The organism is Pseudomonas asplenii (assembly GCF_900105475.1).
Taxonomy (GTDB): Bacteria; Pseudomonadota; Gammaproteobacteria; order Pseudomonadales; family Pseudomonadaceae; genus Aquipseudomonas; species Aquipseudomonas asplenii.
On the sequence record NZ_LT629777.1, the window covers coordinates 6117845 to 6136835 of the forward strand.

The window sequence follows — 18991 nt, forward strand, 5'->3', positions numbered from 1 at the left end:
AGTCAAGAAACCGGTCAGGAAACCAGTTTTTCCAGATCGTCGAGGGATAGACGTTTGAGGGCCTCCAGCGATTTAGCCAATTCATCCTGGGCAGGCGACAAACCACCGCGCAGGGTCTCGATGCGTTCACAGAACGCCTGCAGCGTCTGCGCCGCGAACAACTCCTTGAGGGCAACCTTGTCACCCAGGCGCTCGGCAATCCGCGTCACCACCAGGGTCGCCAGCAGCGAGTGACCGCCCAACTGGAAGAAGTTGTCGCCCAGGCCCACCCGTTCGACCTCCAGCACTTCCTCCCAGAGGCTGGCGACCTCGCGCTGCAGGTCCGTCTGCGGCGCCTGGTAGAGCGTCTGCAACGGATTACCGCTGAGCGCGATCAGGGCCTTGCGATCGAGTTTGCCGTTGGGGGTCAGCGGCAAGGCATCGATCAGGTGCAGGTGGCTCGGCACCATGTGCGCCGGCAACTGCCCGGCCAGCGCCGTCCGCAGGCCGTCGACCAAGGCCCGCGCATCGCCAGCGCCTGGTACTGCCACCACATAGCCGTGCAGGTGCTTGCCCGCCGCGCCGTCCTGGGCCAATACCACCACCTCACGCACCGCCGGCTGTTGCAGCAGGCAGGCCTCGACTTCGCTCAGTTCGATACGGAAGCCACGGATCTTCACCTGGTGGTCGGCCCGTCCGATGTACTCGATCTGCGCCTGCCCGCCCTGGCGCACCAGGTCGCCAGTGCGGTACAGGCGTTCGCCTGCGGCCCCGAACGGGTTCGGCACATAGCGTTCGGCGGTCAGCGCCGGCCGCATCAGGTAGCCACGGGACACCCCGGCGCCGGCCAGGTACAACTCCCCCGCCAGCCCTTCCGGCACCGGCAACAGCTGGCTGTCGAGCAGGTAGGCATCGGTGTTGTCCAGCGGCCGGCCGATATTCGCCGAACCCTGGGCGGTGCGCAGGGTGAAGGTCGAATAGGTGGTGTCCTCCGAAGGGCCATAGAGGTCATAGACCTGGTTGACCGACGTGCTGGCATAGAGCGTATCCACCAGCGTCTGCTTCAGGGGCTCACCGGCCAGGTTGATGGTGCTCACCGACGCCGGAATCTGCCCGGCCCGCTGCAGGGCGGCAATCGCCGACGGCACGGTGTTGATCAGCCTGACCCGCTCGCGCTGCGGCAGCTCGGCCAGGGCCAGGGCGTTGTCCGCCAGCACCAGGTAGCCGCCCGCGGCGAGGGTGACGAAGATTTCCCACACCGACAGGTCGAAGCAGATCGACGTCGAGGCCAGCACCCCGCGCAGCTGCTCGATACCATAGACCCCCAGGGACCAGTGGATCAGCGCCGCCAGGTTGTCGTGACTGATCGCCACGCCCTTGGGCTTGCCGGTGGAGCCGGAGGTGTAGATGACATAGGCCAGGTTCTGCGGCTGAATCGAAACCGCAGGAGCCTGGGCCGGATAGGCCTGCAGCCAGTCTTCGCCTTCCTCCACCAGCAGTACCCGGGACGACAGCTCCTGTGGCAGGTATTGCAACAGGCGCGACTCGCTCAGCAGCACGGTTGCTCGGCTGTCTTCGAGCATGTGCAGCAGGCGCTCCTGCGGATACTCGGGGTCCAGTGGCACATAGGCGCCGCCGGCCTTGAGGATCGCCAGCAGGCTGACGATCATCCGCGGGGTGCGGCTCAGGCAGACGCCGACTCGCACTTCCGGACCTACCCCCAGCTCGCGCAGCTTGTGGGCCAGGCGATTGGCGCTGCGATCCAGGCTGGCGTAATCCACTTCATGCTCGGCAAACAGGATCGCCGGCGCCTGTGGCTGAGCCCGTACCTGGGCATCGATCCGGGTGAGCACGTCGCCCGAGTCGAGCGGCGTGACGGTGCCCTTGCCCCAGTCCAGCGCCGCCTGGCGCGGCTCGCCGGCAAGCAGTTCGAGGTTGCCCAGCGCCTGTTGCGGCGCGGCCATGAAGGCCCGCAGCAGGTGCTCGAGCTCACGCCCCAGGCGCGCCACGGTCGGCGCGTCGAAGCAGGCCCGGTCATAACTCAGCCCCAGGCTCAGTTCGGCACCGGTGACCGCCACCAGCGTCAGCGGATAGTTGGTCTGCTCCTGACGGCTGATGGCCGAGAATTCCAGGGCACTGCCGGCCGCCTGGCCGAGCGCTTCGGCCATCGGGTAGTTCTCGAACACCAGCAGGCTGTCGAACAGCCCGCCCGTCCCCAGCCCGGCCCAGCGCTGGATATCGTACAGCGGCGTGTGTTCGTGCTCGCGCAACGCCAGGTTGAGGTCCTGCACCTGTTGTAACCAGGCCGCCACCGGCAACTGTGGCGAAGGTGCAGCCGCCACCGGCAGGGTGTTGATGAACAGGCCGATCTGCTGCTCCACGCCGGCCAGGTCGGTCGGCCGACCGGCCACGGTGGCACCGAAGGCCACGCAATCCTGCCCGGTGTAGCGTTGCAGAAGCACCAGCCAGGCCGCCTGCACCAGGGTGTTGAGGGTGACCTTGTACTCGCGGGCGAAGCGGTTCAGGTCGGCGGTCAGGGCCGCGCCAAACGCCTGCTCATGCTCGCCATGCCCGACCGCCAGGGCCTGCCGCTTGCCCACGGCATTGGCCAGGCGGGTCGGTTCCTGCAGGTCGGCCAGGGCCGCGGCCCAGAACGCCCGGCTGGCCTGGGCATCACGCTGGCCGAGCCATTCGATGTAATCGCGGTAACGGCCAGCCCCCTGGGGCACGGCGGCACCGGCATAGCGCTGGAGTACTTCAGCGAACAACTGCGACGTACTCCAACCGTCCATCAGGATATGGTGGCTGGTATGGATCAGGTGGTAATCGCTGGCCGTGGTCCGCACCAGGGTCAAGCGCAACAGCGGCGCCTGGTCCAGCGCGAAACCTGCCGCCAGGTCGTCCCGCGCCAGTTGTTCGAGGGCCGCCGGCAGGTCGCTGTGCTCGCGCCAGTCATGCACCACCAGCGGGATGTCCACCCGGCGCCGCACGATCTGCAGCGGTGCGGCCAGGTCCTGTGGCCAGACGAACACCGAGCGCAGGACCTCATGGCTATCCAGCGCCTGCTGCCAGGCGGCGCGGAACCGTTCGACGTCCAGCTGCCGCACATCGGCCCGTAGCTGGTTGGTATAGGCCGCACCATCCGGCTCGTCGACCGCATGGAACAGGATGCCCTGCTGCATCGGTGAAAGCGGGTAGATGTCCTCGATATCCGCCATGACCACCGGCAGACGCTCCAGTTGCGCCGCAGTCAGCGTCGCCAGCGGGAAGTCGGACGGTGTCACGCCCAACTGGCCGCCCTGGCTGCAATGCTCGACCAGGCGGCTCAGCTCCTGCTCATAGGCCCGGGCCAGGGCCTCGATGGTCGCAGGCAGGTACAGCGCACGGCTGAAGCCCCAATCCAGTTCCAGCTCGCCATCGAACACCTGGCCGTTGAGACTCAGCCCATTGGCCGGGCGTTCTTCGGCCTGGTTGGCGCCGCTGCTTTCGCCGCTGGGTACGAACAGCGCGCCCTCGGCCCGGTCGAAGCTGCCGTCGAACTGGCCGAGGTAGTTGAAGGTCACCCGGGCTTCGGGCAGGGCCAGCAGTGGGTGGGCGACCTCCGCGTCCGCCAGGTAACGCAGGATGCCGTAGCCGATCCCCTTGTTCGGCACCGCCCGCAGTTGTTCCTTGATCGCCCGGATCGAACCGCCCAGGTCAGCCCCGGGGGTCAGGCGCACCGGGAACAGGCTGCTGAACCAGCCGACCGTACGACTCAGGTCAAGGTCGTCGAACAGCTCCTCGCGACCATGGCCTTCCAGCTGGATCAGTACCGACGGCTGCCGGCTCCAGTCGCACAGGACCCGGCTCAGGGCGGCCAGCAACAGGTCGTTGATCTGGGTCCGGTAGGCCGCCGGGGCAACGCTGAGCAGTTGCCGGGTCAGTGCCTTGTTCAACCGCGAGGTGGCGTGGCCGACGCCAGGGAGCGGCTGTTCCAGGTCGTCGTGGGGCAGTTGCGCGGTGGCACCGTCGAGGCTGCCCAGCCAGTAGTCGCGCTCGGCCGCCAGGGCCTCGCTGCGCGCATGGGCCTGCAGGCGCTCGCCCCACAGCTTGAGCGCACTGCTCTTGGCCGGCAGTTGCACGGCGCGACCGGCAGCAATGGCGGTGTAGGCGCTCTGCAGATCCTCGAGCAGCACCCGCCAGGACACGCCATCGACCACCAGGTGATGGATCACCAGCAGCAGGCGTTGTTCACCCTCGGGCAAGTGCACCAGCAGTGCCCGCAACAGCGGGCCGTCCTTGAGATCGAGACTGCGCTGGGCTTCCTCGGCCAAGGCGCCGAGCCCGGCGATATCATCCAGTTCCCGCGACCACAGGACGCTGGCACTGTCGGACTGATAACGCGCCTGCCACTGTCCCTGTTGCTCGACGAAGCTCAGACGCAAGGCATCGTGATGCGCCAGCAGGCTGGCCAACGCCGCCTCCAGGTGGGTGGCATCCACGGCCTGCAGCGGCTTGAGCATCACCGACTGGTTCCAGTGCTGACGCTGGGGAATATCCATGTCGAAGAAGCGGGCCTGGATCGGCAGTAACAGCTGCTCGCCGCTGATCTGCTGCGGCGCTTCGACCGTCACCTTTTTCTCGATCAGCCTCGCCACCGTCGCCAGTTGCGCGATGGTCTGCTTCTCGAACAACTGCTTGGGACTAAGCTTGATCCCCTGGCGCTTGGCCCGGGCGATGATCTGCAGGCTGAGGATCGAGTCGCCACCCAGTTCGAAGAAGTTGTCGCTGCTACCCACCCGCTCCAGCTTGAGCACATCGGCCCAGACCGCCGCCAGCTTCTCTTCGATCTCGCCCACCGGGGCGGTGTAGTGCTGCTTGATCAGGCCCGGCTTGGGCAGCGCCCGCTTGTCCAGCTTGCCGTTGGCAGTCAGCGGCAGCTGTTCCAGCAGCAGGATCTGCGCAGGGACCATGTAGTCACTGAGGGACGCCTGCAGACGCTGGCGCAGGTCCTCGACCTGCAACGTCGCACCGGCCGCCGGCACGCAGTAGGCCACCAGTTGCAGGCGCGTGGTGTCGTCGTCCATCGGCAGCGCCAGCACCGCCGCCTGGGCGACCGAATCGAAGCCCTGCAGCAAGCGGGCGATTTCCGCGGGTTCGACACGATAACCACGGATCTTCACCTGGTCGTCGTTACGGCCCATGAACTCCAGCAGGCCCTGGCGGTTGCAGCGTATCCGGTCACCGCTGCGATAGGCCCGGCTGCCCGGCTCGCCATAAGGGTCCGGCAGGAAGCGTTCGGCAGTCAGCCCCGGCTGCCCGAGGTAGCCCAGGGCAACGCTGGCACCCCCGATGTACAGTTCACCCGGCACCTGTGCCGCAGCGATGTTGAGCACGTCGTCCAGTACCAGGGTCCGGGCACCGGGCAACGGCTGGCCAATGGCGATACCGCGCTCCAGTGGCGCGTCGGCGAGCACTTCGTGGGTCAGCACGCCAACGGTGGTTTCACTGGGGCCGTAGTGGTTGATGAAGCGGCAGGCCGGCTTCAGTTCGCGCACCTGGCGCAGCAACGCTGGCGAGCAGGCCTCACCACCGACGATCAACGCCTGTTCCGGCAGGACATCCGCCGCCCGGGTAGCCTGCAACAGGGCCGACAGATGACCGGGAACGATTTTCAGGATGCCGACGCGATGTTCGCTCATGTACCGGGCAAAACCGTCCGGATCGAAACCCAGGGCTTCGGGCAGCACATGCAGGGTACGACCGCCGCAGAGCGCGCCGAACAGCATGGTGTGTCCCAGGTCGGCGGCGATGGTCGAGACCAGCGCCATGCTGGCGCCAGGCGCCAGGGCCAGGCGTTGCGTCAGGCCCTGAACGTAGCTGGCCAGCGCGCCATGGCTGACCAGCACGCCCTTGGGCTGGCCGGTGGAACCGGAGGTATGAATCACATAGGCCGCAGACTGCGCCGAAAGATCGAGCGACGGTGCGCGGGCTGGCTGTTCATCCCAATCCGCCGGGATGAAGGCCTGCGCGACGCACCCGGACGGCACCAGGCCATCGAGCCGCGCATCCCCTGCGGCGCACAGCAGCAGGCGCGCACCGGCCCGCTCGAGCATCTGCCGCAGGCGTGCATCCGGAGCCTTGGTGTCGAGCGGCATGTACACCGCACCGGCCTTGAGAATCGCCAGCAGGCTGGTCAGCCAGTCCAGCGAACGCTCCATAAGCAGCGCCACCGGCTCGCCGGTGCCCACGCCCAGAGTCTGCAGATGATGAGCCAGGCGGTTGGCAGCCTGATCCAAGGCAATAAAGCTCAGGGTCTTGTCCAGGCAACGGGCAGCCAACGCCTCGGGCTGGCGAAGCACTTGGGCATCCCAGTGCTGCAACACCAGCGGCGCGTTCTCCAGGCGAGCTGCCGGCAGTTGCGGCGCAGGTGGGGACAGGCTGAACAGCGGTGCCTGCGGTGCCTGCAACAACGCATCGAAAAGTGTCAGCAACGTCGTAATGAAGCCCTCGACCGTCGAGTGCTGGTAGAGATCGCTGGCATAGGTCAGCTCGCCATGGATCAGCGTACCGTCGTCGGTGATATCCAGTGCCAGGTCGAAATGCGTACCGTCCTTGTGCAGCGGGTATTCCGCGACGCTCAGGCCCGGCAACTGCATCGAACGCTGTTTCTGCATGCCGACGTTCTGGTTGAACTTTGCCTGGAACAAGGGGTTGTGGTCCAGGTTACGCTCGGGCGCCAGGGCATCCACCAGTTGCTCGAACGGCAACTCCTGGTGCGCCTGGGCACCGAAGCTGCTCTCACGCAGACGGCCCAGCAGGTCGAGGAAACTCTGGCGCTCGTCGACTTCGCAACGCAGTACCTGGGTGTTGACGAAGAAGCCGATCAGGCCTTCGACTTCCGCACGGCTGCGGTTGGCGTTCGGCACGCCGACGCGGATATCGCGCAAACCGGACTGGCGCGACAGGAACAGCGAATAGCCGCCCAGGACCAGCATGAACAGGCTGATGCCCTGGCTGCGGGCGAAGGCATTCAGTTGCCGCGAGCGCTCTACACCAAAGTCGAAGCCCAGGGTTCGGCCTTCGAAGCTCTGTACCGGCGGGCGCGGGAAATCTGCAGCGACATCCAGCAGCGGTTGTTCCTCGCCCAACTGCCGACGCCAGTAATCGAGTTGTCGTTCGCCCTCGCCGGCCTCCAGCCAGCTGCGTTGCCAGATCGCATAGTCGGCATACTGCAACGGCAGCGGTACCAGAACCGGCTCATGCCCTTGGGTAAATGCCTGATAGGCCTGGACAAACTCCCTGACCATCACATCCATCGACCAGCCGTCGGAAACGATATGGTGCATGCTCACCACCAGCACCCACTCGTCCGCAGCCAGGCGGATCAGCTTGGCACGCAGCAAGGGGCCGTTGACGAGATCGAAGGCTTGCCCGGTAAACGCCTGCACCCGCTCGGCCAGTTCGACTTCACGCACCTCGGCACTGCAAGCCGACAGATCGAGCCGGAACAACGGTACAGACAGGTTATCGAGGATCCGTTGATACGGTTGCTCAGCGTCCACCTGGAACACCGTGCGCAGCACTTCGTGACGTTCGACGATATGTTCGAAGGCGCGCTGCAGGGCCGGCTCGTCGAGCTGACCACGCAAACGCAGACCGGCGGCCATATTATAGGCGGCGCTGGCGGGGTCGAGTTGCCAGAGGAACAGCAGGCGCTGCTGGGCATAGGACAGGGGAATCGGTGTCACGTCATGGCGACTGACCGGCATCGGCAGCAGGCTGAAGTCCTTGCCCTCCTCGCTCAGCTTCGCCAGGAACTGGCGGCGCTGTTCCAGGGGCAGACCGATGAATCGCTTGGCAATACGTACCGCAGGGTTGCCACTCATGCTCCCAACTCCTCCAACGAACTCATGAACTGTTCCATATCGGCCCAGTCGTTATCTGCAGTGCCCTGCCCCAGCGTCGCCAGCTCGGCAGCCAGTTCGCTCAGCAGGGGTTTCTCGAACAGGCTGCGCAGCGGCAGGCTGACCGCCAGGCGCGTCTTGACCCGGGCGATCACCTGGGCGGCGAGCAGCGAGTGCCCGCCCAACTCGAAGAAATGGTCATCAAGGCCGACCCTCGGCACCCGCAGCACCTCTTCCCAGATCGTCGCCAGGCAGCGTTCGGTTTCGGTCTGCGGTTCGCGGTAACGGGCCTGCAACTGACTCGGATCGGGAACCGGCAGGGCCTTGCGATCGAGCTTGCCGCTTGGGGTCAGGGGCAGGCGCGGCAGGATCAACAGGTGCGAGGGCACCATGTAGTCCGGCAGCCGGCCTTGCAGGGATGCCTTGACCTCAAGGCGCCAGACGCTCTGTTGCGCCGGTTCCAGGGGCTGGTCGGCAACCAGATAGCCAACCAGTTGCGTGCCGCCGGCCAAGGGCAACGCGAGCACTGCCGCCTCGCGTACGCCGGGGCCTTGCAACAGCCGTGACTCGACTTCACCCAACTCGATGCGGAAACCGCGGATCTTGACCTGGTGATCGACCCGGCCGATGTACTCCACCGCGCCGTCTTCGCGCAGGCGGGCGCGGTCGCCGGTGCGATACAGGCGCTCGCCAGGGGTGAACGGATCGGCAATGAACCGTTCGGCGCTCAGGCCCGGCTGGCCCTGATAACCACGGGCCAGTCCCGGACCGCCGATGTACAGTTCGCCCACGGCACCCTGGGGCAGCAGCTCAAGATCGCCGTCGAGCACCAGCAAGCGCCGCTGCTCCAGGCCGAAACCGATAGGTACGCCACGCCAGGACACCGCCTCGACCGATAGCGTGGTGCAATCGTAGGTGCTCGAAACCACCGTCGCCTCGGTCGGGCCATAGGTATTGATCAGGCGCACGCCGCCCAGTCCGGCCTGCTGCCACAGGCGCAGACCGTCGACGGCCATCGCTTCGCCGCCGATGTGGATCTGGCGCAGGGCGCCATAACCGGCGGGTGGGCGGGCCGCCCAGTCCTGTACCAGCAGATGCCAGTAGGCCGCCGGCAGATCGGCCAGGGTGATGCCATACCGCAGGATCGCGTCGTGCAGCGTGGCACTGTCCCACAACCGCTCGTCACGCAGCACCACGCAGGCACCCAGGCTCAATGGCGGGAAAAACTGCTCGACGAAACCGTCGAAGCTGCTGGTGGCGAACTGCAGGACCCGATCGGTTTCCTCCAGCAGGCTGTACTGCGTGGCCCGGGCGACGAACTCGGCCAGGGCATAGTGAGTGATAGCGACCCCCTTGGGTCGTCCGGTGGAGCCCGAGGTGTAAATCACATAAGCCAGCGACTGCGCAGCCGGCGTCCATTCCAGATCGGTTTCGGCATAACCGCTGTCGTTGATTCGATCCAGACACAGAGCCTCGACCTCCTCCAGCCGCGGCAGGCCTTCCAGCCACTGACTGTGGGTGAGCAGCAGCTTCAGGCCGCTGTCCTGCAGCACATGGGCCAGGCGTGCTGGTGGTGTCTGCGGATCCAGCGGCACATAGGCACCCCCGGCCTTGAGTACCGCCAATATAGCCACCGCCAGGTCCAACGTGCGGCCGATCGCCAGCCCCACCAGCACCTCAGGACCGACACCATGGCCGCGCAGCAGATGCGCCAGGCGATTGGCCCGGCGGTTCAATTGGGCATAACTCAGGCTCGGTGCCCGGGCCGCATCGGCGAGGATCAATGCGGTGGACTCCGGGGTGCGCCGGGCCTGCGCCTCGAACAAATGCACCATCGACACTGGGTTGCCTGCCGTTGCCACCGTTTCATCAACCTGGCTCAGGAGGTTGTCGACTTCCTCTGCCGCGAGCATGGGCAGTTGGCTGATCGGTCGTTGCGGATCGCTGCACACGGCGACCAACAGGTTGCGCCAGTGCCCGGCCAGGCGCTCGATGGTCCCCCCGTCGAATATATCGGTGGCATAGGTGAAGGCCGCGAAAAGCTGCTCGCCTTCCTCGCGGGTTTCCAGCATCAGGTCACTGGCGGCCGCATGCTGGCGCGTCTGCCCGACGCCCTGTTCCTCATCCAGATGCGCCACCCGCAGCCCGCTTGCCAACTGCCGGCCCTGCACATCGGTAACCAGTGGCTGATGGTTGAACATCACCTGGAACAGCGGATTGTGGCTCTGGCTGCGAGCTGGCTGCAGGGCTTCGATCAAGGCGTCAAACGGCAACTCCTGATGCGCCTGCGCGCCCAGGGACGCCTGACGCAGGCTCTGCAGCAGTTCGGTGAACGGGGTCTGGCCGTGCACTTCACTGCGCAGCACCTGGGTATTGACGAAAAAACCGATCAGGCCTTCGGTCTCGCTGCGGGTCCGGTTGGCGATCAGACCGCCGACGCGGATATCGCTCTGGCCGCTGTAGCGATGCAGCAGGCTCTTGAACGAGGCCAGCAGTACCACGAACAGCGACACACCCTGGCGCTGAGCCAGGGTCTTGAGTTGCTGACGCAGCTCGCTGTCCACCTGTACTTCCAGGCGCGCCCCCCGATGGCTGGCCTGGGCTGGATGCGGTCGATCGGTAGGCAGTTCAAGTACCGGGTGTTCTTCCCCCAGGTGCTCACGCCAGTAGGTCAGTTGCCGCGCCTGTTCGCCGGCCTCGAGCCAACTGCGCTGCCAGAGCGCGTAGTCGCGGTAGTGTACGCTCAGCGTCGGTAACTCAGCCGTGATGCCCGCCACACAGGCGTCATAGCAACGGCTGAATTCCTCGATCAGGATATTCATCGACCAGCCGTCGGCGATGATGTGGTGCAGGGTCAACAGCAGCACGTGCTCCTGCTCGGCCAGACGGACGAGACGAATACTCAGCAGCGGCCCCTGCTGCAGGTCAAATGCCTGCCCGGCCTCCTCGGCCATGACCTGCCGCAGACGCGACCGACGCTGCGGCTCGGCCAGGGCCTGCAGATCATCGACCCGCACCGACGCTGCCGTCGACGGGGCGACACGCTGGAAGGCCCGTTCGCCATCCTGGCCGAAGGTGGTGCGCAGACACTCATGCCGGGCAACCAGGGCACTGAAGGCCTGTTCGAGCGCCGCCAGGTCCAATCGACCGTCCAGACGCACGGCCATCGGCAGATTGTATGCCGAGCTTTGGGGATCGAGTTGCCAGAGGAACCACATGCGCTGCTGTGCATAGGACAGGCCGTCCCGTTCGGCGACGCCATCGCAGGCAACGATGGGCAACAGCGAGAAATCGACACCCTCCCGATCCATGGCCGCCAGGAAGATACTGCGCTTCTCCTGGGGCAACTCGATGAAACGGCGAGCGAGTTTCTGTGCGTCTTGGGGCTTCATGTGAGGGGGTCCTTGCTGATCGGCGGCACGGCCGGGGGGCCTGGTCGTATCAACAAGGACGAACCGCCAACCCGAGGATTTAGCGTACCGACGGGCGGTGTCTCGGGTATGGCGAAGCAGAGCGGTGAAAATCTGCGGACAAGGGGCGAGTGGCGGCCCCGGGTGGTCAGACGACGGGCTGCGAATAACCTTCGGCCATCGCCACCACCACCTTGCGTTTGCCGGTGAACGGCGAACGGGCATGGGCGGCGAGCATGTTGTCGAGCATCAGCACATCGTTTTCCTGCCAGGGGAAACTGATGGTGCATTCATCCAGCACCCCGCGCACCTCATCGAGCAGGTCGACCTCGATGGCCGAACCGTCACCGTAGTAGACGTTGCGCGGCAGGTCCTCCTCGTCCACCACATCGAGCAGGGTCTCGCGTATCTCGGGCTGCAGATTGGAAACGTGGAACAGGTGCGCCTGGTTGAACCAGACCATTTCCCGGGTCACCGGATGATGCGCCACCACCTGACAACGCTGGCGGGTGCGCAGCTCGCCATCCTCCTTCCACTCGCATTCGATGGCATGGGCCCGGCAGTAGGCCTCGACCACCGCCTCGTCCTCGGTGTTGAACACCTGGCTCCAGTCCACGTCCAGGCCGTTACCGTAGTTGCGCACGTACATCAGCCCCTTGCTGATAAAACGCTCGCGAATCTTCGCCGGGACCCGCCGATAGACTTCCCGACTGTCGCAGATCGGCGTTTCACCACCGGTCTGCGCGGCAATCATGCTGTAGAACCAGATTTTCATCGGCCATTCGAGGGTATAGGCCTGCTCGTTGTGCAGTGGAATGCTCTGGTGCGCCGGGTATTCGGTGGAGGTGTATACCCCCTGGGTCACGTTGCTGCGCGGGGTCGAACCGAACTCGTAGTTGAGCAGCGGGTGACCAAAAGCCGCAGCGAATTCGCGAAAGGCTTCGGCACCACCGACATCGAAACCGCGCATCAGGACGCCGCCAGCCCGGTACAGGTGTTGATCGATCAACACCTTGCACTCGGCAAACGCCTCGCGCAGATCAAGCCCGGGTTCAGGCGCCTGGATCAGCATGGGCAAGGTGCCCGAACCGGTCAGCAGCGGCCGGATATCCAAACTCAACGCATTGTTCATGACGACTTTACTCCCTTGATCCTCGGCCGCCGGCACCCACACCCAAGCGTGAGATATAGCGGGTTTCACAGGAGGGACGGATGGTCGAAGGGGAAAATTAGCGGCTGTCGGCTGCCAGCCGCTGAAACATTTACTTTCATAAAGCCTTACGTTTTTTGCCCGCTCATTCGTCTCATCAAGATGCAGCCGTTCGCGTAGGCAAAAGCCACGAGCGGTTTTTTCGGGTGCAAGGTCCCTTCTCAGGCCCTGCCCCCTCCTCCGATGTCGAGAATCCGCTTTCCATGTCCAAGAAGTCCCGTTCGAAAATCTGGTTCCTGGTTCATAGTTGGCTGGCGCTACCGATCTGGTTCTTTGTGCTGATCGTCTGCGTAACCGGCACCCTGGCGGTGGTCAGCCAGGAGATCGTCTGGCTGGCCAACCCGGAAATCCGCGCCAACAAGCCTTCGGGTGACGCCCCGCTGCTGAGCTATGACCAGGTGCTGGCGGCCATCAAGCAGCATGAACCCGAGCTGATCGTGCAGTTGATCCAGCGCCCGGACGAAAGCCATTTCGCCCTGCTGGCCGATATCAGTTATCCAGACGGTCGTTCGGTCACGGTCTACGTCAATCCCTACACCGGCGTCATCCAGGGCATCAGCCCGCAGTTCAACTTCAAGAACTTCACCCGTGCCCTGCACGGCTGGTGGCTGGTGCCGTTCACCGATGGCTACAGTTGGGGCTGGTACCTGGTATCGCTGCTGGGCATCCCCATGCTCGCGTCCCTGGTCACCGGGTTGGTGGTGTACAAGCGCTTCTGGAAAGGCTTCTTCAAACCCACCTTGCGCTTCAACCACGGCGCTCGAATATTCTGGGGCGACTTCCATCGCCTGAGCGGCATCTGGTCGATCTGGTTCATCGCCGTGATCTCCATCACCGGCATCTGGTTCCTGATCCAGGCGATCCTCGCCGACAACCAGATCAGCATTGCTACCCGGCCCATCCCGGCGATCATCTCCCACGACAGCGCCCCCCTGATGCCGGACGGCCGACCGGCACCGATGCTCCCTGCCGACGAGGCCCTGCGCATCGCCAGGGAACAGGTCCCCGGACTCGACGCCAGCTTCATCAGCCTGCCCGGCAATGCCTTCAGCCCATTCGAGGTCGGCGGTCGCAGTTGGTACCCGCTGATGTACCAGACCCTGGAACTGAACCCTTACACAGGCAAGATCGAAAAGTCCCGCCTGCTTTCCGATCGCACCGGCCTGGAGTTCGTCACCGAGTCGATGCGCCCGTTGCATACCGGCGACTTCGGTGGCCTGTGGATCAAGTTGATCTGGTTTTTCTTTGGCCTGGTGCTGAGCATGATGGTCCTCAGCGGCCTGCTGATCTGGAGCAAGCGCACCGCCCTGGCCACCGTCAATGCCCTGAAGCGCACGACCAGGGCTGAACGCACCGCCCCTACCCCTCCCCCTACCAAGCCCCGCGCCGTCCTGGGCGCCGAGACCCCGGAGGGTAGCCTGTGAGCAAGACAGCCGTGGCACCCACCACTTCTGCCCTGGGCCGTTTCTGGCATAAATGGCGCTTCCACCTGAACATCCTGTTGGTGCTGATACCGCTGGGCTATATGCCACGGTATTTTTCCGATGCGGCACTGTTCCGTGGCGATACCGGCCTGGGCCAGCATGTCAACGAACTGCAGGCCGGGCCCTGGAGCCTGCAGTTGGCTGAACTGTGGGACGAGGCGCCGCGACGCGACGGCCCCGCGGGCTATTTCAAGAGTTTCAACGCCAGCCTGTGCGCCGCCTGCGTCAGCCAGGTCAAGGCCACTTACCTGCGCATCGGCAAGCCTCGCAGCCTGCGGGCCGCCGGCGTGATTTTCTTCGGCACGCCCTATCGCATGGGCGCCGTGGTCCCGATTCCGGAAAACAACGGTACCGATGCCGAGCTCTGGGTCACCCTGGAAGGCTGGGACGGCTCGGTGCACCAGGCCTCCATTCCCCTGAGCCAGGCCTCGCCGCTGACCGTCGCCTGGCTGAAAAAACGAGGTGCCCGCCCATGAGCCCACTGCATCGCCTGACCCGTTCCCGAACAACCCGCAGCCTGCTGACCCGCACCGTGCTGCTGGCCGCCAGTGGCCTGAGCCTGACCGCCCAGGCACATAACCCGATGTGCGAATGCAAGCAGATCGACGCCCAGCAGATTCAATGCAAAGGCGGTTTTTCCGACGGCAGCGGCGCACCGGGTGTGACCCTGGATGTGATCGGTTACGACGAAACCATCCTGCTGCCGGGCAAGTTGGGCAGCGACTCGACGCTGACCTTCAAAAAACCCGACGCCGATTTCTACGTCCTGTTCGACGCTGGCCCCGGTCACGTCGTGGAAGTCGACAAAGCGGACATCGAAGCCCCATGAGCACCTCCACCACCCAGATCGTACGCCCGGCTGGCGCCGGCCATGAAACCCTCTATGTGCTGCTGTTCTGCCTGATCGTGCTGCTGGTCGCCGGTTCCGTGGTGGCGCTGCACGGCGAGAAACAGGACGTCGCTGCGGTCGCGGCCCATCAACTGGACGCCCGCCGCGACCTGACGCCTGGCGAACAGGGCATCTACGCCGACCTGCGGGTCACCCTCGACGAGATCCGCCTGCTGCAACAGGAACAGCAGGCGCTGCCCACTCCCGAGCAACTCGCCGAGGAAGGTTTCGCCCCCTTTGCCCGGGACGCCAGTTCGGTCAGTCGCGGCGGCCATGCCTGGCAAGGACTGGCGCAGCACGCCTATCTCGGCTTGAGCCAGGCCACGACGACCGCCGGTTCGTTCCTGATGCGAGTCGGCAGCGACCCGAAGACCGAGCCGGATATCTGGCTCAATCGCCGCGCCAACCTGGCCGTCCCCAGCGATCTGGACGACAGCGCCCTGATCGCGGAAGGCTGGCAACAGGTCGTCGCGCAATTCGACGCCGGCGTGACCCGCCAGCATCGGCACTGAACCTTCCGAGTCCTTGCGAGATTCTCGAAGCAGACCGTTCCACCCGGAGAAGCCCTTTACCCATGTCCATTTCAGCCCTGTTCAGCCGCCGTCGCCTGCTCCTGGCCCTGTTGCTCTCGCCGCTCCTGCTGACCGCCCAGGCCCACGCCGACACGGCCAAGCGCCTGCGTATCGGCATCACCCTGCACCCCTACTACAGCTACGTGGCCAATATCGTCGGCGACAAGGCCGACGTGGTGCCATTGATCCCGGCCGGTTTCAATCCCCATGCCTATGAGCCACGGGCCGAGGACATCAAGCGCATCGGCACGCTGGACGTGATCGTGCTCAACGGCGTCGGCCATGACGACTTCGCCGACCGCATGATCGAGGCCAGTGAAAAACCACAGATTGCGCTGATCGAAGCCAACGAGAACGTGCCGCTGCTGGCCGCCACCGGAATCGCCGCCCGCGGCGCCGGCAAGGTGGTCAACCCGCACACCTTCCTGTCCATCAGCGCGTCCATCGCCCAGGTCAACAACATCGCCCGCGAACTGGGCAAGCTCGACCCGGACAATGCCAGGCTCTACACCACCAACGCCCGCGCCTATGGCAAGCGCCTGCGGCAGATACGCGCCGATGCCCTGGCCCGGCTGACCCAGGCACCCAACGCCGACCTGCGCGTGGCCACGGTGCATGCGGCGTATGACTACCTGCTGCGCGAGTTTGGCCTGGAGGTTACCGCCGTGGTCGAGCCGGCTCATGGGATCGAACCAAGCCCGAGCCAGTTGAAAAAGACCATCGACCAACTGCGCGAGCTGGATGTGAAGGTGATCTTCTCGGAACTGGACTTCCCGTCGACCTATGTCGAAACCATCCAGCGTGAGTCCGGGGTGAAGCTCTACCCGCTGTCGCACATTTCCTATGGCGACTACACCGCCGACAAGTACGAGAAGGAAATGACCAATAACCTCAATACGGTGGTGCGGGCGATTCAGGAGGCCGGAGCATGACCGCCGCCGAGAGCATCGACCGGGTTGCCATCGGGCCGACCCTGCAGTTCGACGCGATCAGCCTGACCCTGGGTCGCACCACCATTCTCGACAATGTCGGTTTCCAGGTCCGCCCCGGCCATGTGCATGCGCTGGTCGGCCCCAACGGCGGCGGCAAGAGTTCGCTGATCAAGACCCTGCTCGGGCAGATGCCGCACCAGGGTCGCCTGAGCCTGCAATGGCCGGGCCCGCCCGGGGTCATCGGCTATGTCCCGCAGGCCCTGGAATTCGATCGCGGCCTGCCGATGACCGTCGACGATTTCATGGCCGCCATGTGCCAACGCCGTCCGGCGTTCCTCGGCCTGTCCCGGCATTTCGCCGGGGCGATCGGCGAAGCGCTGGAACGGGTCGGCATGCAGGACAAGCGCAAGCGGCGCATGGGCGCCCTGTCCGGCGGCGAACGCCAACGGGTGCTGCTGGCCCAGGGTTTGATCCCGCCACCACAACTGCTGGTGCTCGACGAACCGATGTCGGCGCTGGACGAGGCCGGCATCCAGGTGTTCGAACGCCTGCTCGGCGATTGGCGCCGCGCCGGCATCACCGTGCTGTGGATCGAACACGACCTGGAAGCGGTCAAGCGCCTGGCCGACCGGGTCACCGGTCTCAACCGACGAATCCTGTTCGATGCCTCCCCTGCCGAGGCACTGACCCCGGAGCGCCTGCTGACGCTGTTCTCCACCCACCCACGCGGCGAGGGCAACCGAGCATGAGTTATGAAGCCTTTCGTCTGCTGATCCAGGGCTGGGCCGCCGACGGTTTGCTGCCAGCGGCGCTGGCCTACGGGTTCGTGATCAACGCACTGCTTGCCGGCCTGCTGATCGGTCCGGTACTGGGCGGTCTCGGTACCCTGGTGGTGGTCAAGCGCTTTGCGTTCTTTTCCGAATCGGTGGGCCACGCAGCATTGACAGGTGTGGCCATCGGCATCCTGCTCGGCGAGCCCTACACCGGCCCCTATGGCAGCCTGTTCGGCTACTGCCTGCTGTTCGGCGTGCTGCTCAACTACCTGCGCAACCGCACCGGGCTGGCCCCCGACACCTTGATAGGGGTGTTCCTCTCGGTGTCCCTGGCCCTCGGCGCCAGCCTGCTGCTGGTGCTGGCCGGCAAGATCAACGTGCACATTCTGGAAAACGTGCTGTTCGGTTCGGTGCTGACGGTCAACGGCAACGACCTGCTGGTATTGCTGGTGGTCGGTGCGCTGGTGCTGGGCCTGAGCCTGCCGCTGTACAACCGCATCATGCTCGCCAGCTTCAACCCGCAACTGGCCGCCGTGCGCGGGGTCGCGGTGAAAACCCTCGACTACCTGTTCGTGGTGCTGGTGACGCTGATCACCGTGGCTGCGGTGAAGGTCATTGGCGCTATCCTGGTCGGCGCCCTGCTGGTGATTCCGGCGGCCGCCGCACGCCTGCTCAGCCAGTCGCTCAAGGGCTTCTTCTGGATATCCGTGGCGATCGCCACCGTCAGCACCCTGAGCGGCATCCTGCTGCCGATCCTGTTCGACCTGCCCGTGCCGTCCGGTGCGGCGATCATTCTGATGGCCGGTACTGCCTTCGCCCTGGCAGCGATTGCCCGTGGCACCGTGCCCAGCCTCAAAGGGAATATTGGATAAATGCCGAACCTTCGCCCTCTCGCCCTCGTCCTGCTGCTGAGCGGCCTGTACAGCAGTGCATCGTTATCCGGCCAGGCGCAGATGCCGATCACGGCCAATCACGGCCTGGGGACTCTCGCGTTGCACGCCAGCACCGAGAACAAGCCGGTGCTTATTCTGGCCAGCCTGCCGGTCACCTACGGCCTGGGCGAAATCCTGCTCAAGAACAGCGGCGTGCAACTGCAACGCGCCGCCGACGCCAATCTGCCCGGCAGCCGCCAGAGCGCCTACTTCAGCGGTCGAGGCGCGCCGGCCCTGCAGAAGTTGGCGAACGATGCCGACGCGGTGATCGGCCTGCGCTCGCTGTGGCCCGACGATCCGCTCTACATCATGGCCCGGCGCAGCAATGTGCGTATCGTCGAAGTCGACGCCGCGCGCCCGGTGGACGGAGCCCTGCCAGGCATCGCGGTGCAACCGGGCCAGGGCACCGATGGCCTGAACAGCCAGCCATGGCTGTCGAGCAACAACCTCGGGCGCATGGCCGATGTGACCGCCGCCGACCTGGTACGCCTGGCGCCCGCAGCCAAGCCGAAGATCGAGAGCAACCTGGCGGCCCTCAAGCAGCGCCTGCTCAAGCTCAGCGCCGACAGCGAGACGCGCCTGGCCAAGGCCGACAACCTCAGCGTGTTGAGCCTGTCCGAGCGCTTCAACTACCTGGTCGGCGGGCTCAACCTCGACCTGGTCCAGGTCGATGCGCGCAGCGATGAACAGTGGACGCCCGAGGCCCTGGCGAAGCTCGGCGAAACCCTCAAGACTGCCGATGTGAAGCTGGTGCTCGACCATCGCCAGCCGCCGGAAGCGGTGAAGGCGGCAATCGCCCAGGCCGGCAGCACCCTGCTGGTGCTCGACAACGAAGGCAGCGACCCCGTGACCGGGCTGGAGAACTCGGTCAAACAGGTGCTGGCGACGCTGGCACCGTTATAAAGGCTTCGTGACAGAGGCACC

General features: G+C 65.2%; 11 protein-coding genes. 8 read left to right on the forward strand and 3 right to left on the reverse strand.

Annotated features, from left to right (window positions below; genetic code table 11):
• Positions 1-14: 14 nt before the first annotated feature.
• The 3 genes from BLU37_RS27040 to BLU37_RS27050 all read right to left on the reverse strand — a co-directional run bounded on the left by BLU37_RS27040 (position 15) and on the right by BLU37_RS27050 (position 12407).
• On the reverse strand, positions 15-7847 hold the full coding sequence (locus BLU37_RS27040; protein WP_090210469.1) for a non-ribosomal peptide synthetase: 7833 nt from the start codon (positions 7845-7847) through the stop codon (positions 15-17).
• Positions 7844-11257: a non-ribosomal peptide synthetase gene (locus tag BLU37_RS27045; RefSeq protein WP_090210471.1), complete on the reverse strand. Its 3414-nt coding sequence runs from the start codon at positions 11255-11257 to the stop codon at positions 7844-7846. Before BLU37_RS27045 ends, BLU37_RS27040 begins: the two co-directional genes overlap by 4 nt.
• A gap of 166 nt (positions 11258-11423) precedes the next feature.
• Positions 11424-12407: a TauD/TfdA family dioxygenase gene (locus tag BLU37_RS27050; protein ID WP_090210473.1), complete on the reverse strand. Its 984-nt coding sequence runs from the start codon at positions 12405-12407 to the stop codon at positions 11424-11426.
• Between the two features lie 281 nt (positions 12408-12688).
• On the opposite strand from BLU37_RS27050, the gene BLU37_RS27055 reads away from it, so the two are divergent.
• The 8 genes from BLU37_RS27055 to BLU37_RS27090 all read left to right on the forward strand — a co-directional run bounded on the left by BLU37_RS27055 (position 12689) and on the right by BLU37_RS27090 (position 18970).
• The gene (locus BLU37_RS27055; RefSeq protein ID WP_090210476.1) at positions 12689-13909 is read left to right on the forward strand and encodes a PepSY-associated TM helix domain-containing protein; all 1221 of its coding nucleotides are present in this window, start codon (positions 12689-12691) and stop codon (positions 13907-13909) included.
• Positions 13906-14445 (forward strand): thiamine pyrophosphate-binding protein, encoded by a 540-nt coding sequence (locus tag BLU37_RS27060; RefSeq protein WP_090210478.1) that lies wholly within the window; start codon positions 13906-13908, stop codon positions 14443-14445. The genes BLU37_RS27055 and BLU37_RS27060 overlap by 4 nt, the downstream gene beginning before the upstream one ends.
• A complete protein-coding gene (locus BLU37_RS27065) occupies positions 14442-14798 on the forward strand; it encodes a hypothetical protein (protein ID WP_090210480.1) in 357 nt (118 codons plus the stop codon). Before BLU37_RS27060 ends, BLU37_RS27065 begins: the two co-directional genes overlap by 4 nt.
• A complete protein-coding gene (locus tag BLU37_RS27070; protein WP_090210482.1) occupies positions 14795-15370 on the forward strand; it encodes a DUF6162 family protein in 576 nt (191 codons plus the stop codon). Before BLU37_RS27065 ends, BLU37_RS27070 begins: the two co-directional genes overlap by 4 nt.
• Before the next feature lie 62 nt (positions 15371-15432).
• A complete protein-coding gene (locus BLU37_RS27075; RefSeq protein ID WP_029531914.1) occupies positions 15433-16362 on the forward strand; it encodes a metal ABC transporter substrate-binding protein in 930 nt (309 codons plus the stop codon).
• Positions 16359-17111: a metal ABC transporter ATP-binding protein gene (locus BLU37_RS27080; protein ID WP_090210484.1), complete on the forward strand. Its 753-nt coding sequence runs from the start codon at positions 16359-16361 to the stop codon at positions 17109-17111. The genes BLU37_RS27075 and BLU37_RS27080 overlap by 4 nt, the downstream gene beginning before the upstream one ends.
• Positions 17108-18007: a metal ABC transporter permease gene (locus tag BLU37_RS27085; RefSeq protein WP_090210486.1), complete on the forward strand. Its 900-nt coding sequence runs from the start codon at positions 17108-17110 to the stop codon at positions 18005-18007. Before BLU37_RS27080 ends, BLU37_RS27085 begins: the two co-directional genes overlap by 4 nt.
• Positions 18008-18970 carry a metal ABC transporter solute-binding protein, Zn/Mn family gene (locus BLU37_RS27090; protein WP_090210488.1) on the forward strand — a complete coding sequence of 321 codons (963 nt, stop codon included), beginning with the start codon at positions 18008-18010 and terminating at the stop codon, positions 18968-18970.
• The last annotated feature ends 21 nt before the right edge of the window (positions 18971-18991 follow it).

Excerpts from the sequence above, each read along its gene's own strand:
- BLU37_RS27040 (WP_090210469.1), bottom strand. The coding sequence starts at position 7,847 with ATGAGTGGCAACCCTGCGGTACGTATTGCCAAGCGATTCATCGGTCTG.
- BLU37_RS27045 (WP_090210471.1), bottom strand. The coding sequence starts at position 11,257 with ATGAAGCCCCAAGACGCACAGAAACTCGCTCGCCGTTTCATCGAGTTG.
- BLU37_RS27050 (WP_090210473.1), bottom strand. The coding sequence starts at position 12,407 with ATGAACAATGCGTTGAGTTTGGATATCCGGCCGCTGCTGACCGGTTCG.
- BLU37_RS27055 (WP_090210476.1), top strand. The coding sequence starts at position 12,689 with ATGTCCAAGAAGTCCCGTTCGAAAATCTGGTTCCTGGTTCATAGTTGG.
- BLU37_RS27065 (WP_090210480.1), top strand. The coding sequence starts at position 14,442 with ATGAGCCCACTGCATCGCCTGACCCGTTCCCGAACAACCCGCAGCCTG.
- BLU37_RS27070 (WP_090210482.1), top strand. The coding sequence starts at position 14,795 with ATGAGCACCTCCACCACCCAGATCGTACGCCCGGCTGGCGCCGGCCAT.
- BLU37_RS27075 (WP_029531914.1), top strand. The coding sequence starts at position 15,433 with ATGTCCATTTCAGCCCTGTTCAGCCGCCGTCGCCTGCTCCTGGCCCTG.
- BLU37_RS27080 (WP_090210484.1), top strand. The coding sequence starts at position 16,359 with ATGACCGCCGCCGAGAGCATCGACCGGGTTGCCATCGGGCCGACCCTG.
- BLU37_RS27085 (WP_090210486.1), top strand. The coding sequence starts at position 17,108 with ATGAGTTATGAAGCCTTTCGTCTGCTGATCCAGGGCTGGGCCGCCGAC.
- BLU37_RS27090 (WP_090210488.1), top strand. The coding sequence starts at position 18,008 with ATGCCGAACCTTCGCCCTCTCGCCCTCGTCCTGCTGCTGAGCGGCCTG.